This is a genomic window from Ruegeria sp. HKCCE3926 (assembly GCF_017872515.1).
Taxonomy (GTDB): Bacteria; Pseudomonadota; Alphaproteobacteria; order Rhodobacterales; family Rhodobacteraceae; genus Ruegeria.
The window spans coordinates 1-17938 of sequence record NZ_JAEDOU010000013.1 but is presented as its reverse complement, the minus strand read 5'-3'; the positions used below and the strand labels follow the sequence as shown (position 1 = coordinate 17938).

Annotated in this window: 18 protein-coding genes; 13 read left to right on the top strand and 5 right to left on the bottom strand. The window is 57.8% G+C overall.

Annotation, left to right across the window (positions count from 1 at the left end):
- Window positions 1-30: 30 nt before the first annotated feature.
- Genes I9184_RS20140 through I9184_RS20130 form a run of 3 tightly spaced genes read left to right on the top strand, consistent with a single transcriptional unit; the run spans window position 31 to window position 2515 of the window.
- Complete coding sequence (locus tag I9184_RS20140; RefSeq protein WP_209835543.1) at window positions 31-1104, top strand: ABC transporter permease; 1074 nt, start codon at window positions 31-33, stop codon at window positions 1102-1104.
- Window positions 1104-1880, top strand: coding sequence for an ATP-binding cassette domain-containing protein (locus I9184_RS20135; protein WP_171638512.1), 777 nt, complete (start codon window positions 1104-1106; stop codon window positions 1878-1880). Before I9184_RS20140 ends, I9184_RS20135 begins: the two co-directional genes overlap by 1 nt.
- The gene (locus I9184_RS20130; protein ID WP_348539557.1) at window positions 1877-2515 is read left to right on the top strand and encodes a hypothetical protein; all 639 of its coding nucleotides are present in this window, start codon (window positions 1877-1879) and stop codon (window positions 2513-2515) included. Before I9184_RS20135 ends, I9184_RS20130 begins: the two co-directional genes overlap by 4 nt.
- Before the next feature lie 46 nt (window positions 2516-2561).
- Here the strand turns inward: I9184_RS20130 and I9184_RS20125 are convergent, their stop codons facing one another.
- Entirely contained in the window at window positions 2562-3278 is a 717-nt protein-coding gene (locus I9184_RS20125; protein WP_209835542.1) for an aspartate/glutamate racemase family protein, read from the bottom strand.
- Window positions 3275-3979: a GntR family transcriptional regulator gene (locus I9184_RS20120; protein WP_209835541.1), complete on the bottom strand. Its 705-nt coding sequence runs from the start codon at window positions 3977-3979 to the stop codon at window positions 3275-3277. Before I9184_RS20120 ends, I9184_RS20125 begins: the two co-directional genes overlap by 4 nt.
- A gap of 112 nt (window positions 3980-4091) precedes the next feature.
- Here I9184_RS20120 and I9184_RS20115 point away from each other — a divergent pair, with 112 nt between their 5' ends.
- The gene (locus tag I9184_RS20115) at window positions 4092-5786 is read left to right on the top strand and encodes a thiamine pyrophosphate-binding protein (protein ID WP_209835540.1); all 1695 of its coding nucleotides are present in this window, start codon (window positions 4092-4094) and stop codon (window positions 5784-5786) included.
- Here I9184_RS20115 and I9184_RS20110 read toward each other — a convergent pair.
- Entirely contained in the window at window positions 5747-6667 is a 921-nt protein-coding gene (locus I9184_RS20110) for a LysR family transcriptional regulator (protein ID WP_171638519.1), read from the bottom strand. The two genes, I9184_RS20115 and I9184_RS20110, sit on opposite strands and share 40 nt — an antisense overlap.
- A gap of 98 nt (window positions 6668-6765) precedes the next feature.
- Here I9184_RS20110 and I9184_RS20105 point away from each other — a divergent pair, with 98 nt between their 5' ends.
- From I9184_RS20105 to I9184_RS20065, 9 genes are all read left to right on the top strand, one after another.
- Window positions 6766-7899 (top strand): enolase C-terminal domain-like protein, encoded by a 1134-nt coding sequence (locus I9184_RS20105; protein ID WP_209835539.1) that lies wholly within the window; start codon window positions 6766-6768, stop codon window positions 7897-7899.
- Window positions 7896-9146, top strand: coding sequence for an FAD-binding oxidoreductase (locus I9184_RS20100; RefSeq protein WP_171638539.1), 1251 nt, complete (start codon window positions 7896-7898; stop codon window positions 9144-9146). The genes I9184_RS20105 and I9184_RS20100 overlap by 4 nt, the downstream gene beginning before the upstream one ends.
- A gap of 52 nt (window positions 9147-9198) precedes the next feature.
- Window positions 9199-10176, top strand: coding sequence for a TRAP transporter substrate-binding protein (locus I9184_RS20095; RefSeq protein WP_171638541.1), 978 nt, complete (start codon window positions 9199-9201; stop codon window positions 10174-10176).
- A 69-nt stretch (window positions 10177-10245) separates the two neighbouring features.
- On the top strand, window positions 10246-10779 hold the full coding sequence (locus tag I9184_RS20090) for a TRAP transporter small permease (protein ID WP_171638543.1): 534 nt from the start codon (window positions 10246-10248) through the stop codon (window positions 10777-10779).
- A gap of 4 nt (window positions 10780-10783) precedes the next feature.
- Entirely contained in the window at window positions 10784-12097 is a 1314-nt protein-coding gene (locus I9184_RS20085; RefSeq protein ID WP_152460436.1) for a TRAP transporter large permease subunit, read from the top strand.
- A 7-nt stretch (window positions 12098-12104) separates the two neighbouring features.
- On the top strand, window positions 12105-13037 hold the full coding sequence (locus tag I9184_RS20080; RefSeq protein WP_209835538.1) for a hypothetical protein: 933 nt from the start codon (window positions 12105-12107) through the stop codon (window positions 13035-13037).
- A 184-nt stretch (window positions 13038-13221) separates the two neighbouring features.
- Window positions 13222-13653, top strand: a complete 432-nt coding sequence (locus tag I9184_RS20075; protein WP_171638546.1) for a DUF2141 domain-containing protein — start codon at window positions 13222-13224, stop codon at window positions 13651-13653.
- A 340-nt stretch (window positions 13654-13993) separates the two neighbouring features.
- A complete protein-coding gene (locus tag I9184_RS20070; protein WP_209835537.1) occupies window positions 13994-15148 on the top strand; it encodes an SRPBCC family protein in 1155 nt (384 codons plus the stop codon).
- The gene (locus tag I9184_RS20065) at window positions 15145-16221 is read left to right on the top strand and encodes a 2Fe-2S iron-sulfur cluster-binding protein (protein ID WP_209835536.1); all 1077 of its coding nucleotides are present in this window, start codon (window positions 15145-15147) and stop codon (window positions 16219-16221) included. Before I9184_RS20070 ends, I9184_RS20065 begins: the two co-directional genes overlap by 4 nt.
- A 62-nt stretch (window positions 16222-16283) precedes the next feature.
- On the opposite strand, the gene I9184_RS20060 is transcribed toward I9184_RS20065, so the two are convergent.
- Window positions 16284-16655 (bottom strand): cupin domain-containing protein, encoded by a 372-nt coding sequence (locus I9184_RS20060; protein ID WP_209835535.1) that lies wholly within the window; start codon window positions 16653-16655, stop codon window positions 16284-16286.
- A 90-nt stretch (window positions 16656-16745) separates the two neighbouring features.
- Window positions 16746-17783, bottom strand: coding sequence for a YeiH family protein (locus tag I9184_RS20055; protein WP_209835534.1), 1038 nt, complete (start codon window positions 17781-17783; stop codon window positions 16746-16748).
- Window positions 17784-17938 lie beyond the last annotated feature (155 nt).

Below are 17938 nucleotides of genomic sequence, written 5' to 3'. Positions count from 1 at the left end.
TCAGTAACCTGACGCTTTGGGGGAACCTTTATGTCCGATACTTCACGACGATCAGACGACTTCGAAGCCGCTGCAAAAGGCAGCCCGGAACAGATTGCTGAATTTGACGATCACCACCGCGGGTTTGTCGGAACGGTTCAACATTTTTTGCACGTGAACCCCTCTCTGGTGCCGCTGATCGTTCTAGTGGCTGCCATCGTCATTTTCGGGGCTTTGCTGGGCTCCAAGTTCTTCTCGCCATTCGCGCTGACCCTGATCCTGCAACAGGTTCAGATCGTCGGGATCGTGGCGGCGGCGCAAAGCCTCGTCATCCTGACCGCCGGTATCGATCTGAGCGTCGGAGCAATCATGGTGATGTCGTCGGTTGTCATGGGACAGTTCACCTTCCGATATGGGCTGCCACCAACGGTCGCAATCGTTTGCGGCCTTTTCGTTGGAGCCGCAATCGGCGCGGTGAACGGATATCTGGTCAGCCGCATCAAACTGCCGCCGTTCATCGTGACGCTTGGCATGTGGCAAATCGTTCTTGCGGCGAACTTCCTCTATTCTCAGAACGAAACCATCCGGTCACAGGAGATCGAAGAAAACGCCGCGATTCTGCAACTTTTCGGGGCCAAGTTCAACGTGGGCGGGGCGGTATTCACCGTCGGCGTGATCTTCATGCTGGTGCTGATCCTCGGGCTTTCCTACGCCCTGCGCCATACCGCGTGGGGCAGGCATGTTTACGCGGTCGGAGATGACCCGGAAGCTGCCGAGTTGTCAGGTGTCAATGTGCACCGAACGCTTATGTCCGTTTACATGTTGTCCGGGCTGATCTGTGCCTTTGCGGGCTGGGCTTTGATCGGCCGGATCGGATCGGTGTCTCCGACATCAGGCCAGTTGGCCAATATAGAAAGCATAACGGCGGTTGTGATCGGGGGCATATCCCTGTTCGGTGGCCGCGGGTCTATTCTGGGGTCGCTGTTCGGTGCCCTGATCGTGGGCGTCTTTACGCTTGGGCTTCGGTTGCTGGGCGCTGACGCGCAATGGACGTTTCTGTTGATCGGCATCCTTATCATCGCGGCGGTCGCGGTCGACCAGTGGATCAGAAAGGTGGCAGCCTGATGGAACCTATTCTCAAAGGACGGAACCTTGTGAAGCGCTACGGCAAGGTGACGGCGCTGGATCAGTGCGATTTCGATTTGATGCCGGGCGAAATTCTGGCCGTGATCGGTGACAACGGGGCAGGCAAGTCTACACTGATCAAGGCGGTGTCCGGCGCGGTGATGCCGGATGAAGGCGAAGTCTGGCTGGAAGGTCGGAAAGTAAATTTTCATTCCCCGATCGACGCGCGCGAAGCTGGTATTGAAACCGTCTACCAAACGCTTGCCATGTCCCCTGCCCTGTCAATTACGGACAACATGTTCATGGGTCGCGAAATCCGCCGCAAGGGGCCGCTGGGCTCGTGGTTTCGAATGCTCGACCGCCCGGCGATGGAGAAATTCGCCCGCGACAAACTGAGCGAGTTGGGCCTGATGACGATCCAGAATATCAATCAAGCCGTTGAAACACTGTCCGGGGGTCAGCGTCAGGGTGTTGCGGTGGCTCGCGCTGCGGCATTCGGATCAAAAGTCATCATCCTTGACGAACCGACAGCTGCGCTGGGCGTGAAAGAAAGCCGTCGGGTCCTTGAACTGATCCTGGACGTGAAGTCTCGCGGCATTCCGATCATCCTGATCAGCCACAATATGCCACATGTTTTCGAGGTCGCCGATCGAATTCACGTACATCGGCTGGGCAAACGCCTCTGCGTCGTTGATCCCAAGGATTACACGATGTCCGACGCAGTGGCGTTCATGACCGGTGCCAAGGAACCACCCGCCGAGGACCAAGCCGCGTGACGGGTAAACTTGCCACCCCCGAGGCGCTTGCAACCAAAATCGCGGATGCCGTCCAGGCCTTGCCGCCGCTGCAAGACCGGCATCTTGTCGCGATTGCCGGGCCGCCGGGTTCGGGAAAAACGACTGCGGCGGGCCTTGCAACCAAAGAGCTCAATCTGCGCGGCGTCGCAACCGGACTGGTTTTCATGGACGGCTTCCACTATGACAACGTGATCTTGAAGGATCGCGGCCTGCTGAGCCGCAAAGGGTCTCCTGAAACCTTTGATCTTGCCGGCTTTCATGCGTTGCTTGATCGATTGCGCGCGGAAGAAGAAGTCGCAATACCCGAGTTTGACCGGGAACTGGATCTGGCCATTGCCGCGCGGTCCATGATCACGGCGGATCAGCGCGTTGTTCTGGTTGAGGGCAATTACCTTCTCTTGAACGAGCCGGGTTGGTCGGACCTTCACCAACTGTGGGCATTCAAGGTATTTCTGGACACCGATTTGAAAACACTCGAAACCCGCCTGACCAACAGATGGATCGGCCATGGACTGGACGCCAATGCCGCCAAGGACCGTGCGCAGTCGAACGATCTGCCGAATGCACAGCGCGTGATCCGAAATTCGATACCCGGTGATCTGACACTGGCTTGAGTTTTGCCTGCGGCCAACACAATCCGTCTTGATGAAAGGCCAGAGGTCAGTTCCGGTACACCGGCGGAACAAGACCGGCTTGGAACCAAGTCACGAAGGACACGATCGAAAACACCGGCAGCCCGGTCGCCTGCCGAATATCCGGCGCATAGGGGCACATATTCGTGCACTCCAGAACTATTGCCCCAAGTTCGGAATTGTCCGAGGCTAACGCGATTGCGGCCTCAACATTGTCCTCCCGTGCCTTCTCAACATTCAGACGCGATTCATTGCCAAGAATTGCGCGGGTGAACTCCTGCCCACCCTCGGTAGTGCCGATTGGCGTGTCCAAGGGGACATTGGCAGCCTGAAGATGGTCATTGGTCAAGGTGGAGGCCGAAATGGTCAGAATGCCCGCGCGCTTTCCCTTGGGAAGGATACGATTCACCATTTCGACCTGCATCAAGGACGACGTGACGACAGGAACCGGAACGGCCTCGGCCAGTTCCTTCTGGAACAGGGACAGGAACCCGCAATTGGTTGTTATTCCGTCCGCGCCGTCTTTGACCAACTCTTGCGCGGCGTCGATGAAGACCTCGAGCATACCTTCGGCCCGATGCCGAACTACCCGATCAGGCGAGGCATCCCGGACGATGCGGTACAGCACCGGAAACGGCCATGTCTGCGCATTGCCCATGTCACCGGGAATTCTTGGGAATTGCGCGTCCAGCATGAGGATTCCCACGGATGCGCCGTAAATGGACTTGCCGCCCTGCACGATCATCCCTGTTCCTCCTCGATAATGCGGGTCGAGATGTCTTCGGCCCCTTCCATGTAGATGTTGGTAATTCCGTGACGCACTGCGTCCTGAACCTGATCCATTCGTTTTGTGATATGAGCCGCCAGAACCCGGGCCGCCTCGTCCGCGTCCCGATCCAGCAGGGCCTGCATCACGCGTTTATGTTCGTCCTTGGACTTCTGCACCCGGTCCATGCTCATGGAAATCCAGCGGATATAGCGGATACGCTCGTTGATCCGCGTCAGAGTTTGCAACAACTCCATGTTCCCTGACAGCCTTGCGATCCCCAGATGGAACGCTTCGTCCCGGGCCACTGCTTCTTCGATCGTCAGGCCAGTGATGTCGATGCCCGTTTCGTAAAGTTCATCACGCAGCCTTTGCAGGCCTTCATCCGTCGCCTTGGTACAGGCGGATCGGGCCGCCGCGGATTCGATGATCTGGCGCAGCTCGAAAAGGTCGAACACGGTTTGCGCATCCAAGGGACGGCAAAAGAACCCTTGCCCCGGGCGGAAATCGAACAGCCGTTCGGCAACCAATCGGTTCAACGCTTCTCGCAACGGCGTGCGACTGACGCCCAGATCCCTGGACAGAGCGACCTCGTTCAGGCGGTCACCGGGGCGCAGGCGGAAGGAGACCGCCATCGCTTTGACCTGATCATAGATATCATCGACGCGTGGACCCGCCATAAACAATGCCCTTCTTCCGTTGATTCACAGGTGCCACACTCAATTCTTGAAATCAATATGCAAGCCTGTATACAGTTATGTGTACAATTATAACTCGAAGGAATCGCGAACCATGACAGGGACGAATTACCTGACCGGAGCCGAGGCGATGGTGCGTATGCTCGAGGCGCATGGCGTGACGCATATGTTCGGCCTGTGCGGCGATACCACCTTGCCGTTCTATGACGCGCTCGCCCGAATGGATCACGGCATTCAGCACATTCTGACCCGCGACGAACGGCACGCCGCCTACATGGCGGATGGCTATGCACGCGTGACAGGCAGGCCCGGCGTTTGCGAAGGCCCTTCCGGAGGTGGCGCGACCTACATTCTGCCGGGTGTGGTCGAGGCCAATGAAAGTTCGGTTCCAATCCTGGCGATAACCTCTGATGTGGCGACGACCAGCCGCGGGAAATACCCTCTGACAGAACTGGATCAGCCGGCGTTGTTCCGCCCGCTGACGAAGTGGAACGCGTCTCTGGATGATGCCGCCCGGCTTCCGGCCATGGTTCGTGCGGCGTTCCGGGCGATGACAACGGGAACACCCGGCGCGACCCATCTGGCACTGCCGTTTGATACGCAGAAGGCACAGGTGGACGAAGCGGAAATCTGGGCCGACGACCGGCATCGCAGCTATCCCGCCGAACGGGCTGCCCCAGATCCGGATGCCATCGAAGCGGCCGCAGCCATTCTTGCCCGGGCCACATCCGCCGTCGCGGTCTGTGGCGGCGGCCCGGTTCTGTCCGGCGCGACCGATGCGTTGCGCCGCGTCGCCGGTCTGTTGGACATGCCCGTCGCCACAACCGTTTCAGGCCAAGGGTCCATCGCCGAAACCGATCCTCTGGCCCTGGGTGTCGTCGGATCGAACGGCGGCATCCCCGCGACACGCGCCGTGGTGGATCAGGCTGATGTCGTCCTGTTCATCGGGTGCCGCGCCGGTTCGGTCACGACCGAACGGTGGAGAAGCCCCGGGCGCAACGCCACGATCATTCACATCGACAGCGACCCCATGGTGATCGGCGCAAACTATCAGACCGAAGTGGCGATCTGCGCTGACGCCCGCCTCGCGCTTGAGGCATTGGCCCGAGCGCTGGAGGACCGGCAAGACCTGAACGGACAAGACGGAGCAACCAAGGCCCGCGCCGCATGGGCGGCCAAGGCGGCGGCATTTGCCCCCTTGGCTGCAAGTCGGGAAACGCCAATACGGCCCGAGGCTGTCATGGCGTCCCTGATGGACATTCTGGACGACGATGCGATTGTGGTCGCTGATCCCGGCACCCCCTGCCCCTATTTCAGCGCGCATTACCGTTGGCGGCAGCCCGGGCGGCATTTCATCACAAATCGCGCACATGGAGCACTGGGCTATTCTCTGGGGGCGGCCATGGGTGCACATGTCGGGCGGCCCTCGGTCAAGACCCTGGCCGTCATGGGCGATGGTTCGTTTGGGTTTACCTGCGGTGAATTTGAAACGATGGTCCGGCACAAAATGCCGATCACCTCGATCGTTTTCTCGAACTCGGTCTTCGGATGGATCAAGGCGGGTCAGGACGCTGGGTTTGATCAACGCTATTACAACGTCGATTTCAACCGGACCGACCACGCCGCCGTCGCAGCCGCCTTCGGAGTGAAATCATGGACGGTCAAAGACCCTGAGGACTTGCCAAAGGTGCTGAAACAGGCCGTCGAACATGACGGGCCCACATTGGTCGACATCCATTCGCAACAGCTTCACAAGGCCGCTGCACCTGTGTCGGAATGGGTTGCGTAAGAGGCAATCGACGGGGTCAGCTGGGCCAGAAATTCCTGCGCAATCGTGGACAGGGGGCGCCCCTTTGCGGTGATGATTGCAAGATCCAGCATGACGGATGGCCTGAACGGGCGGGTCTGGTACCCGCTCTCACCATCGAACGTCACGGTAAAGGGATCGATCATCGCAACCCCCATGCCCTGTTTCACAAAACTCAGCAGGTTCTCAGACAGGTGCGTGTGAATCTGTGTCCGCCACGTGCGCCCGGATGCCTGAAAGATGTCACGGGTTCGACGGTGGGTTTGGTGTTCCGGACCCATCACGATGAAGGGCTCGTTTTCCAGTATTTCCGGTGTCAGAACGTCATAATCCGCCAAGGGGCTGTTTTCTGGAAAAGTCGCAAGCGTTTCGAACTGAAACACCTGATAATTCAGAGTGTCGTGCAGGATGGGCATCTCGACGATGCCGATTTCAAACAGGCCTGAAATCACCCATTCCTGAATCTTGGATGAATACTGCGACTGGAAACTGACGGACAGGTTGGGGCGGCTTTTGGCAAAACGAGCGATCTCGCGCGGCATGAAACCAAATGACAGAAGATGCGGTGCCGCAACCTGCAATTGACCGGGATGTTTGTTCTGCAAATCCGTCACGGCCTGCGCCACGTGATCCAGCCCGCGCACGACCGTGTCGACTTCGCGGAACAGCAGCTCGGCTTCGGGGGTGGGCAGCAAACGGCCCTTGTTGCGCTCGAACAGAGGCAGTCGCGCTTCGCGTTCCAACTGAGCCAACAGATTGCTGATACCAGGCTGGGATATCCCTAGTACCGACGCCGCACCGGTTACGGTTCCGGTTTCCATGATGGCGTGAAACGCTTGAAGCTGGCGAAAGCGCAGGGACATGGATTACTGCATCATTTTTTCTGATGAACTGTCGAAGATATAGTATTTGAAATGATATGCCCGTCAAGGCAGGCTTTCGCTCAGCCACAGGGGGCGGAATGAACGATCTGTCACAAAACATCATCGGTTACGACCTTTGGCACCTGAAGCTTCCGGTCACGTCCCGCCGGGATCACGGTATAGGATCCGTCGAAGGCGCCTGCGAAGTCGTCATACTGCGACTGACATCCGAGGATGGCACACAGGGATTTGGCGAAGCGTCACCCTGGTCGGTGTTCACCGGAACCCCGGAAGCGACATTCGCGGCACTGGATCGTTATTTACGCCCTCTTGTTCTTGGCGCCAGCGTGGGCGACCGGTCAGCCATCACGGCGCGCGCGGCCTGTGCCGTGGCGCATTGCACCGAGGCCAAGGCCGCGCTGGAAACCGCGCTGCTGGATCTGGCCGGCCGTATCGGTGACATCCCTGTCTGGTCTTTGCTGGGCGGTCGCTGCCGCACCACCATTCCGCTCAGCTGTTCCATCGCCAACCCGGACTTTTCCCAGGACATAGACCTGTTGGCGCGGTTGCGAGAGGATGGCGTGCGGATTGTCAAACTCAAGACCGGGTTCAAGGATCACGCCTTTGACATCATGCGATTGGAATATCTGGCGCAGAACTGTCCTGAATTCTCGGTCCGCGTGGATTTCAATCAGGGGCTGAACATCGAGGATGCCCCGGCGCGGGTGCGGGACGTGGCCCAGTTCAATCCTGATTTCATCGAACAGCCGGTTCGCGCCCACCATTTCGACATGATGGCAAAGCTGCGCCAAATGACCGATATTCCCCTTCTCGCCGATGAGAGCGTCTTTGGCCCCGAAGATATGGAACGCGCCGCGCGTGAACGTATTTGCGATGGTGTTTCGGTGAAAATAATGAAGTCTGGCGGCCTGACCCGCGGGCAAACGGTCGCCCGCATTGCGGCCGCGCATGGTCTGACGGCATATGGCGGGGATATGTTCGAGGCCGGCTTGGCCCATCTTGCCGGCACCCATATGATTGCTGCAACGCCCGAGATCACATTGGGCTGCGAATTCTATCAGGCGTCCTATTTCCTGAAAGAAGACATTCTGGAAGAACCCTTCCGGATCCAGAACGGACAGGTCTGCGTGCCCGAAACCCCCGGGCTTGGCGGCAGGCCCGAGATGGCCAAACTAAACCATTACGCAGTGGCCAGGGCGGTTTCAGAATGAGTGACAAGAAAACCATAGCCATCATCGGCGCCGGTATCGTCGGCGTGTCGGCCGCGGTCTGGCTGCAACGGGACGGGCACGACGTGATCCTGTTCGACAAGGCCGGACCGGGTGAAGGCACGTCTCATGGCAATGGCGGTGTGCTGGCGTCCTGTTCCATCATACCTGTGACGGTTCCCGGACTGCTTAGCAAAGCGCCCAAAATGTTGCTGAGTTCGTCGCAGCCGCTGTTTTTGAAATGGGGGTATCTGCCAAAGTTGCTCCCATGGCTCCGGCAATATCTAAGCCACGCGAACGTGGCAGACGTTGAACGGATCGCGGCGGCGCTGACGCCGATCGTCGGCGACAGCCTGAATGACCACAAGGCATTGGCGGCAGGCACGCGTGCTGAAAAGTGGATCGTGCCCAGCGACTATCTGTTTCTCTACGAGAACCGGGCCCATTTTGAACAAGATGCGTTGGGCTGGGGAATAAGGCGGAAGAACGGCTTTGATTGGGAAGAACTGGAGGGCAAGGCGTTTCACGACTATGACCCCGTGTTCAGCCCGGATATCGGTTTCGCTGCCAAGCTGTCAAACCACGGTCATATCATCGATCCGGGGCGGTACGTGAAAGACCTGGCCGCCCATGTCGAGGCCGGCGGAGGCCGGATCATCCGCGCCAATGTCGAGGACGTCACCCGCGACAACGGCCGCGTTACCGGTGTGCGCGCGGATGGTGAGACCATCGTTTGCGACACCGCCATTGTAACGGCTGGCGTCTGGTCGGGGCCGCTGGCAAAGCGACTGGGGGTTTCTGTTCCTCTTGAAAGCGAGCGCGGTTATCATCTTGAATTGGTGTCACCTTCTGCCATGCCCCGCAGCCCGGTCATGGTGGCTTCGGGCAAGTTTGTTGCCACGCCCATGGATGGGCGCATACGCTTGGCGGGTATCGTGGAGTTCGGTGGGCTGGACGCACCGCCCTCGCGCGCACCGTTTGAATTGATGCGAAAGAATGCCCGGGCCGCGTTTCCGGGCATAACATGGAAGGAGGAAGTGGAATGGATGGGGCACAGGCCGGCCCCGGCTGACTCGATCCCGATCATAGGCGACGTGCCCGGAATCAAAGGGGCCTATATGGGCTTTGGGCATCATCATATCGGCCTGACAGGTGGGCCAAAGACCGGGCGGCTTCTGGCGCAGATGATCGCGGGCAGAACCCCGAACACCGACGTAAGCGTCTATGCGCCGTCGCGCTTTGCAACATAAGAACAGACCGATGAAAAACACCGGTATTTCAAAACTCGATAGGGAGAAAACGATGAAAACACTGACAAACCTTCTGGCGGCAACCGCTTTGACTGCTGCCGCGGCAGCACCGGCCATGGCCGAAAAATGGGACATGCCGATGGCCTATTCGGCGTCGAACTTCCATTCGGCCACCGGTGCGGAATTCGCCAAATGTGTAACGACCGGAACCGGCGGTGAGATCGAAATCGTTACGCATCCATCCGGCTCGCTGTTCAAAGGTGCCGATATCAAACGCGCAATCCAGACCGGGCAAGCCCCGATCGGAGAACGCCTTCTGTCCGGCCACCAGAATGAGAACGCGTTGTTCGGTTTCGACTCGATCCCGTTCCTTGCGACCTCGTTCGACGACAGCGCCAAGCTTTGGGAGGCCGCCAAGCCCTCTATCGAAAAACTGCTGGCCGAGCAGAACCTGACGCTGCTTTATGCTGTACCGTGGCCGCCGCAGGGACTGTATTTCAAGAATGAGGTGAACTCGGTCGCCGATATGAAGGGCATCAAGTTCCGTTCGTACAACAACGCGACTTCGCGACTGGCCGAGTTGACGGGCATGTTGCCGGTAACGATCGAAGCGGCAGAAATCAGTCAGGCTTTTGCGACGGGTGTCGCCGAGTCGATGGTGTCTTCGGGATCGACCGGGTACGACCGCAAGGTCTGGGAAAGCCTGAACTATTTCTACGAAGTCGATGCCTGGTTGCCGCGCAACTACGTGATGGTGAATTCGGATGTCTGGTCGGGCGTGTCCGACGCCAACAAGAACGTCATCAAGGCCTGCGCAGAGCTGGCGGAATACGCGGGCAACTGGCGCGCCAAGGAATACACCGGCTTTACTCTGCAAGGTCTGCGTGATGGTGGCATGACCGTCGGTCCGGCATCCGAGCAGATGACGAATGAGCTGAAAGAGATTGGTGTGACCATGACCAATGAATGGCTGGAGGCCGCCGGCGACGAAGGCAAAGCCATCGTCGACGCGTTCAACGCCTCTCAGTAACCATTCGAGGCAGGCGGCGTTGCATTGCGTCGCCTGTTTTCCATCCAATCATAACAAAGCGGGGACGCCATGGCGGTATTGCGGGGGCTTCGGTCCGTTCTGGATTTCATCTATCTGGCAGCGGGGGTAATGGCGGCGGTCAGCCTGATTGCCATTCTTTTGCTGATCGTCGTGCAGATGCTGGCCCGCTGGACCGGTGAGGTATTTCCCGGAGCGCCCGACTATGCCGGCTATGCAATGGCGGCGGCATCTTTTCTGGCCTTTGCCAATGCGTTGAATCGGGGCAGCCACATTCGGGTTTCGATCCTTCTGAACGCGGTGCCGGACAGCGTGCGGCGTGTCCTTGAAATCTGGTGTTTCACCATCGGCACAGCCGTCATGTGGTATTTCTGCTGGTATGCCTATCGCTTCGTCTATTGGAGCTGGAAGTTCAACGACATCAGCCAGGGTCAGGACAGAACCGCGCTGTGGATTCCGCAATCCGCGATGCTGATCGGAGCCGTCATCCTGGCCATCGCGCTGACGGATCACCTGATCCACGTCCTGTTCAAAGGTGACCATCGCATTGTCCGCGATCTGGCCGACCAGAGCCACGGAGAATAGACGCATGGAAAACCTGTCTGTCATCATCCTTTTCCTTTTTGTTCTGTTCACGTTGCTCGGTACCGGTGTCTGGGTTGGCCTGGCCCTGATGGGGGTCGCCTGGGTCGGGATGGAGCTGTTCACGACACGCCCCGTGGGCGACGTGATGATCACAACCATCTGGTCGGCGTCGTCGTCGTGGACCCTGACCGCCTTGCCCATGTTCATCTGGATGGGCGAAATCCTGTACCGCACGCGATTATCCGAAGACATGTTCAAAGGGCTGTCCCCTTGGATGGCACCCCTGCCCGGCGGTTTGGTGCATACCAATATCGTGGGTTGTACCGTCTTCGCGGCAGTCTCAGGTTCGTCGGCGGCAACGCTGACCACCGTCGGCAAGATGTCGATCCCCGAACTGCGCAAGCGCAATTACCCCGAACGGATGATCATCGGTACTCTGACCGGCGCGGCCACTCTGGGGCTGATGATCCCGCCGTCCCTAACCCTGATCGTCTATGGGGTGACGATCAATGAATCGATCACCAAGCTGTTCTTTGCCGGCATCCTTCCCGGTTTGGTGCTGGCAGCGATGTTCATGGGTTATGTTGCGATCTATTCCAAGTTGGGCAAAGATTGGACCCCGGATGTCGAGGGCAAGCTGAGCTTCTCCGAGAAAGTCAGAAATTCCCGCTTTTTGTTGCCTGTGATCCTTCTGATCACGGTCGTCATCGGCTCAATGTATCTGGGCTATGCCACTGCGACCGAAGCTGCGGCTTTCGGGGTGATCGGCGGCCTGTTGCTTGCGGCAGGCCAGGGGTCGTTGAACTGGAAGACATTCACTGAAAGCCTGATGGGGGCCACGCGAACCAGCGCGATGATTGCCCTGATCCTTGCTGGCGCTGCTTTCCTGTCACTGTCCATGGGCTTCACCGGCCTGCCGCGCGGGCTGGCCGATCTGATTGCAGGTTGGGAACTGACCCGTTTCGAACTGCTGATGGTCCTGCTGGTGTTCTACATCATTCTGGGCTGTTTTCTTGACGGGATTTCTTCCGTCGTGTTGACCATGGCCGTGGTGGAACCAATGATCCGCGATGCTGGCATTGACCTGATCTGGTTCGGCATCTTCATCGTGGTCGTTGTTGAAATGGCGCAGATCACACCTCCGATCGGGTTCAACCTGTTCGTGATGCAGGGCATGACCAACCATGAGATGAGCTATATCGCACGCGCAGCGATACCGATGTTCCTGATCATGGTGCTGATGGTCTTCATCCTCATCTGGTTCCCCGACCTCGCCACCTGGCTGCCCGAGAATTTGCGTCAGAGCCCGGGCGGGTAAAACGGCCTTGAACCTGCTCCATCTGGCGGCCCGTCACGGGCCCCGTGTTCTGGTCGCCGGATTGGCGGCGGGTCTTTTATTGCCGGGTTTGGCCGAGCCCATGCGAGGCCTGCTGCCGCCCCTGGTCGTGTTGTTGCTGTTCGTCACCGTCCTGAGAATGGACCCCGAAACCATTCTTGGATCGTTGAGCGATCTGCACAAGGTCGCGTTCACCGTCATCGGGTTTCAATTCGTGATGCCGCTGATCATTCTGGCTATTGGATTTGTCGGGGGATGGACCGGAACGCCGGTGCTTCTGTCCCTGCTCATCATGACGGCTGCGCCCTCGATTTCCGGCAGTCCCAACATGTGTTTGATGATGGGCTACCCACCTGAACACGCGATGCGAATGATGGTGGTTGGGACCGCCCTGCTGCCATTGACAGCGTTTCCGGTGTTCCTGCTCATGCCAGAACTGGGCGGCATTCACTCTGTTCTGCTGGCCGGGTTGCAACTGCTGTTGACGATACTCTGCACAACCGGCGCCGCCATTGTTGTCCGGCGCGTCTGGTTGCGTTCACCATCACGCTCCACATTGGTGAATCTGGAAGGGTTGGGCACAATCACCTTGGCCGTTTTTGTCATCGGCCTGATGCCTTCCGTCAGCACCACTGCGCTGAAAAGCCCGGCCGTCGCCGCTTTCTGGATCGCGCTCGCCTGTCTGGCCAATTTCGGAGCACAATTCCTTTCGTTCCGCATGACCCGTGGACGTCTGCCGGCAGCCAGAGCAACCGCTGTCTCTCTGATCGCGGGAAACAGAAACATCGCGATTTTCTTCGTTGCTTTGCCGCCCGAGGTCACCGCACCCATCATGGTCTTCATCGGCGCGTATCAAATCCCGATGTACCTGACGCCAATGGTCATGCGTCATCTCTACATGAGGCAAGTCTTGCCCGAGTAGCTTTGGAAAGCCGCCTTAAGATATTTTTTCCTTTTCTCCGATCCTTGTCCGCGTTGGGCCGATACCTCGTGCTTGGTTCAATGCAAAAAAACACCCTCAGGAAAATCGGGTGAATGCTTGTCACTGTTGACAGCTAATTGCATCTTTCCTATTTACTGTCAATATCGACAGTAAAGGATACATCATGCCGATAAGCAAACTGGTCGTCGCATCTGTGATGACACTAGCTTCAACCCTCGGGGCATCCGCACAAACTCTCACTGCAACGGTGCAGGGCGTGCGCAATGCAGAGGGTGATTTGATCATTGCCGTGTTCGATGACGCAAAGTCTTTTAAGGCCATGGACATGACGAACGCGGCGGCCTTGGCTTCCGTTCCTGCTGTCAAAGGCTTGGCTTCGGTCACCTTTCACAATCTCCCGCCTGGCACCTATGCGATTGCCGGGATTCACGACGAGAACAGCAACAGCAACCTGGATACCGAAAAAGATGTCCCAACCGAAGGGTACGGCTTTGGCGGTATGGGGCAGAACGGTCTGCCGCCGGAATTCGCGAATGCCGCTGTCACCGTCGGCACCGGCGTAACCGCAAACCTGAAGCTGAAATACTGGAAATAACATGATCGGCGCCCCACAAATCGTGAAGAACGTCATGAGCAGATCATGCAGGCTCTGATCAGATGTGTTGCGAAATCTGGCCTGGATGGTGCATCGCTTTCGCTGCGCTCATGGTCGCGACGGCGCTTGGCTGTCAGACGTTGTGGGGGATTCTTTTCATGTTCTGGACAATCCCGAGTTTTCATTCCGGGCACTCTTTGCTTTTAACCAACGTATCCCGGGATGAGGATCCCATCCTGTTTTGGCTGGTCCAACTTGCCTGGATCGCACTTAGCCTGTCGATGACCGCTATCGACTTTCACCCTCGGACGTTTTGAAAACTCTTTCACAAGAGGCTCAAATGAAACCCATGCTGCACCTTTTGCCGGTCGAAGCTTACACGAGCCAGGATTGGTTCGACCGGGAAATGCGCGAAATCTTCTCCAAAACCTGGCGCTACGCCGGTTTTATGGAGGATGTCAGTGAACCCGGCCAGTTCATCGCCTTGCAGGCCGGACTCAACAATATATTCGTGATCATGGGGCGCGATCGTCGCCTGCGCGCCTTCCATAACATCTGCCGCCACCGCGGAACCCAATTGATCCGCGCGGTTGGCAAAACGCAAAAAGCATTGACCTGTCCTTATCACGATTGGACCTACGATCTTGAAGGCAATCTGATTTCGGTGCCGGATGAGCACGAGGAATTTGGCAAGGTCGACAAGTCCTGCCTTGGCCTGAAACCCGCCAAGGTCGATATCTGGAAATCGATGATTTTCGTCCACCCAGACCCCGACGCGCCTTCCATCGCCGAATGGTTCGGCCCCGTCGAACCCCATATCGGCCCGCACGTACCGGAAGAGCTGATCGAGTACGAAGACCTGAACACCAGCTATGAGATAAAGGCCAACTGGAAGGTTGTCGTCGAAAATTACATCGACGTTTACCACCTGAGCCATCTGCATTCGAATACGCTGCAGATGTATGACCACAAATCCGCCGAATTCCACTGGGAAGGACCTCATTACATGTTTTGGGAGCCGCCCGTGGCGGAGTTTCTTGAAGATCAGGACAGCAAACTGACCGCCCCGCGCGTCATCCCCAAAGACATGAACGGCGCCTGGGTGCCGATGCTGTTCCCGGGGATTGGTCTGGCCGCTTCGGAAGACGGCTGGAATATCTTCATTGTCGAACCCCTTGGCCCGGAACTGACACGAGTTCACAACCGCGGGCGGGTGTCCAACAGCTCGGAATGGGAATTCACCAAACAGTCGATGAAGTCGTCCTCTTTCTGGTCCAAGTTTGGAATAGCTGGGAAATACGAAGCCAATGACGCGATGGGCGAAGATGACCCGATGGTTGCCGGTGACTTTACCGGCGAAGATATCTACGCGTGCGAGCAACAGCAGAAATCCCTGCATTCTCCGTATTTTGAAGCAGGTCCGGTGGCAAACGGTGAAAGTCCCGTCATCGCGCACCAGAAAGTTGTTCTGCAATGGTTGGGGGAAGGGAAATGAACTCGCGTGATTTTTTCCCATTGCGCGTTTGCGGGACCAGAGTCGAGCCGGATGGCGTGGCAAAGACCGTTATGTTCGATGTCCCTGACCACCTGATGGACATATTCGCCTGGAGGCCGGGCCAACACGTGTCCGTTCGTTTCAATATTGATGGCGAAGAGCACCGTCGAAGCTATTCGATCTCCAGTTCGCCTTACTCCGGGGACCCGCTTCGCATCACCGTCAAACGGGTCAAGGGTGGCCGTGTCAGCAACTTCATCAACGACACTGTTCAGGAAGGGCAAACCATTGACGTCATGCCGCCATTTGGCAGTTTCTGCCTGGACCCCGACGAAACGGCGCGGCGCACCCATTACTTTTTTGGCGCGGGCTCTGGAATTACTCCGCTCTTTGCAATGCTGAACTCGGTTTTGACAGCCGAGCCCCATTCAGTCGCGCATCTGGTGTACGGCAACACAAACGCCAAGAGCATCCTGTTGCAGCACGAACTGAGCGTGCTTCAGCAAGCGCATCCCGAACGTTTTACAATCAACCATGTCTTTTCGAAACCCGGCTGGTGGTCCAACGCCGAGTACTGGCGGCAAGGTACAATCGACAAGGCCGCCATCGAAGCGTTGATCGCCGAGTATCCACCTTACGCCCAGGACGCGCGTTACTATATCTGTGGTCCGGGCGATATGAACCAGGCCGTCAAATCGGCCTTGATGTCCATTGATGTTCCCCCGAACCGTCTCCACATGGAAAGCTATGGCGCTGCGCCGGATCTGGACACGGGTATTGACGGGGTGGACGCAACCGCTGAACTGACGCTGGAAGGCACCCGACACCTCATTTCGGTTTCCAAGGGACAGACCATTCTTCACGCAACGCAGTCAGCGGGGCTCAAGCCACCCTATTCCTGCCAATCCGGAGTTTGCGGCGCGTGCCGGGCCAAACTGACCAACGGCACAGTTCATTTGCGGGCGCGCATGGCGCTGGAAGACAAAGACATCAAAGCCGGAGAAATCCTGACCTGCCAGTCAATACCCACGGCGGAAAAACTGACGATCAGCTTTGACCAGACCCGTCGCTGAAAAGCCAATGACGCGCCTGAGGCATGACGGTTCACGCCGCCTCAGGTCATTCACGGATCAGATCATGCGTCCGGCGCGCAATCTCTGATCACGAAGTGCTTGGTCGTTTCTTCCACGACTTCCCAATAGCCGCGAAAGCCGTTGGGGATCAAAAAGCTGGCCCCGGTGCGAAAATCCTGACGGGTCCCGTCTTCGTGGATCAGGGCGCAATGGCCTTTGACGATATAGCAATATTCGTCCTTGTCCGTGAACGCGTGCCATTTGCCCGGCGTAGACGTCCAGGTTCCGGCAGACAATTGCCCATCCGGGCTGGTGAAGTGCATTCCAATCTTGTGATGCGGATCACCCTCGACAACGCGATCGGGAAGATCGGCCAAACGCCTTTCGCTGCGCGTTTCCGGCTCATCGAATAGATTGAGTACCTGTGTCGTCATGAGGTCATACCCTCCTGCTGGTCATGTAGTGCGAGATGACGTGACCGTCCAATGGTAGATCACGTGCTGGACGTGGAATTTCGCCATCCTCTAGTGAAACAGGTAGACGCCCGCCAGAACCAGAGCAGCGATGAAGATCGTCTCGGCCACAATCAGGACGATGGCCTGCCCGCCAACATCCAGAATCCGCTTGAGCGACGTTTTCATGCCCACTGCGGCAATCGACACCAACAGCGCCCAACGGCTGAGATCGGCCATGGCCGACGAGACCACATCCGGGATCAGACCTATTGAATTCAGGACGGCAAAGATCAGAAAGCCAACGACAAACATCGGCAAAATGGGCGGGCGCTTGCCGTCTTCCTCGCTGAACTCCGCGTGGCGCCGGACAAGAAACGAGATAACCAGCACCACCGGGGCCAGCATGGCAACACGGATCAGTTTGACCAAAGTCGCGACCTCACCGGTTTGGTCCGAAACCGAGAACCCGGCCCCGACAACCTGCGCGACATCATGTATCGTTCCGCCCAGGAAGACCCCTGAAACCTCGTCGTTGAACTCGAAAGCCTCGGTGAGGATCGGGTAGGCGATCATCGCGATTGTCGACAGAACAGTTACCGACAGTACCGTGAAAACCAGGTTCCGCTCCGAATGCTCGTTTTTGGGCAGAATGGCCGACAAGGCCATCGCGGCCGATGCGCCGCAGATCGCCACCGATCCCCCCGTCAGCACCCCAAAGCGCCAACCACGGCCCAGAAGACGCGCGCCAAGAAGGCCGAACAGGATCGTGAGGATCACACCGGCAATCACAACGGCAATCAGATCAGCGCCAAGGCTCATCATCAATTCAACGGAAATACGCACCCCAAGCAGCGCAACGCCAAAACGAAGAACCGTTCGTGCGGTAAATTCGATTCCGGCCTTGCAGTCGCCGGCATCGTCTTCGGCCAGGAAATGGAACGCGATGCCCAGCAACAAGGCCATCAGCATCGCCGGGGCACCATAATGTTCGGACAAGAACTTCGCTGCGACGGCGACAACCACGGAAACAAGGAAACCGTGCCCGTTCAAACGAACGAAAGACCGTGCCCGAAGCCACGGCGAGTTGGATGCACTCAACGCCTGCATCTTACTTCCTTTGCAATATTTGAGCTGCCTTTTGGGCAAAGCCTGCCCCCACCCGAACCGTATTCGGCCCGGGTGGGGGCAGGATCAGATTACAGTTCGGCCTGAGCTTTCATGTCGTCGGCGGAGATTCCGGCGACGGCGACGGGTTTTTTCAT

What these genes read in the sequence shown, in the direction of transcription:
- I9184_RS20140 (WP_209835543.1), top strand. Translation starts at nt 31, where the DNA reads ATGTCCGATACTTCACGACGATCAGACGACTTCGAAGCCGCTGCAAAA.
- I9184_RS20135 (WP_171638512.1), top strand. Translation starts at nt 1,104, where the DNA reads ATGGAACCTATTCTCAAAGGACGGAACCTTGTGAAGCGCTACGGCAAG.
- I9184_RS20125 (WP_209835542.1), bottom strand. Translation starts at nt 3,278, where the DNA reads ATGATCGTGCAGGGCGGCAAGTCCATTTACGGCGCATCCGTGGGAATC.
- I9184_RS20120 (WP_209835541.1), bottom strand. Translation starts at nt 3,979, where the DNA reads ATGGCGGGTCCACGCGTCGATGATATCTATGATCAGGTCAAAGCGATG.
- I9184_RS20115 (WP_209835540.1), top strand. Translation starts at nt 4,092, where the DNA reads ATGACAGGGACGAATTACCTGACCGGAGCCGAGGCGATGGTGCGTATG.
- I9184_RS20110 (WP_171638519.1), bottom strand. Translation starts at nt 6,667, where the DNA reads ATGTCCCTGCGCTTTCGCCAGCTTCAAGCGTTTCACGCCATCATGGAA.
- I9184_RS20105 (WP_209835539.1), top strand. Translation starts at nt 6,766, where the DNA reads ATGAACGATCTGTCACAAAACATCATCGGTTACGACCTTTGGCACCTG.
- I9184_RS20100 (WP_171638539.1), top strand. Translation starts at nt 7,896, where the DNA reads ATGAGTGACAAGAAAACCATAGCCATCATCGGCGCCGGTATCGTCGGC.
- I9184_RS20095 (WP_171638541.1), top strand. Translation starts at nt 9,199, where the DNA reads ATGAAAACACTGACAAACCTTCTGGCGGCAACCGCTTTGACTGCTGCC.
- I9184_RS20090 (WP_171638543.1), top strand. Translation starts at nt 10,246, where the DNA reads ATGGCGGTATTGCGGGGGCTTCGGTCCGTTCTGGATTTCATCTATCTG.
- I9184_RS20085 (WP_152460436.1), top strand. Translation starts at nt 10,784, where the DNA reads ATGGAAAACCTGTCTGTCATCATCCTTTTCCTTTTTGTTCTGTTCACG.
- I9184_RS20075 (WP_171638546.1), top strand. Translation starts at nt 13,222, where the DNA reads ATGCCGATAAGCAAACTGGTCGTCGCATCTGTGATGACACTAGCTTCA.
- I9184_RS20070 (WP_209835537.1), top strand. Translation starts at nt 13,994, where the DNA reads ATGAAACCCATGCTGCACCTTTTGCCGGTCGAAGCTTACACGAGCCAG.
- I9184_RS20065 (WP_209835536.1), top strand. Translation starts at nt 15,145, where the DNA reads ATGAACTCGCGTGATTTTTTCCCATTGCGCGTTTGCGGGACCAGAGTC.
- I9184_RS20060 (WP_209835535.1), bottom strand. Translation starts at nt 16,655, where the DNA reads ATGACGACACAGGTACTCAATCTATTCGATGAGCCGGAAACGCGCAGC.
- I9184_RS20055 (WP_209835534.1), bottom strand. Translation starts at nt 17,783, where the DNA reads ATGCAGGCGTTGAGTGCATCCAACTCGCCGTGGCTTCGGGCACGGTCT.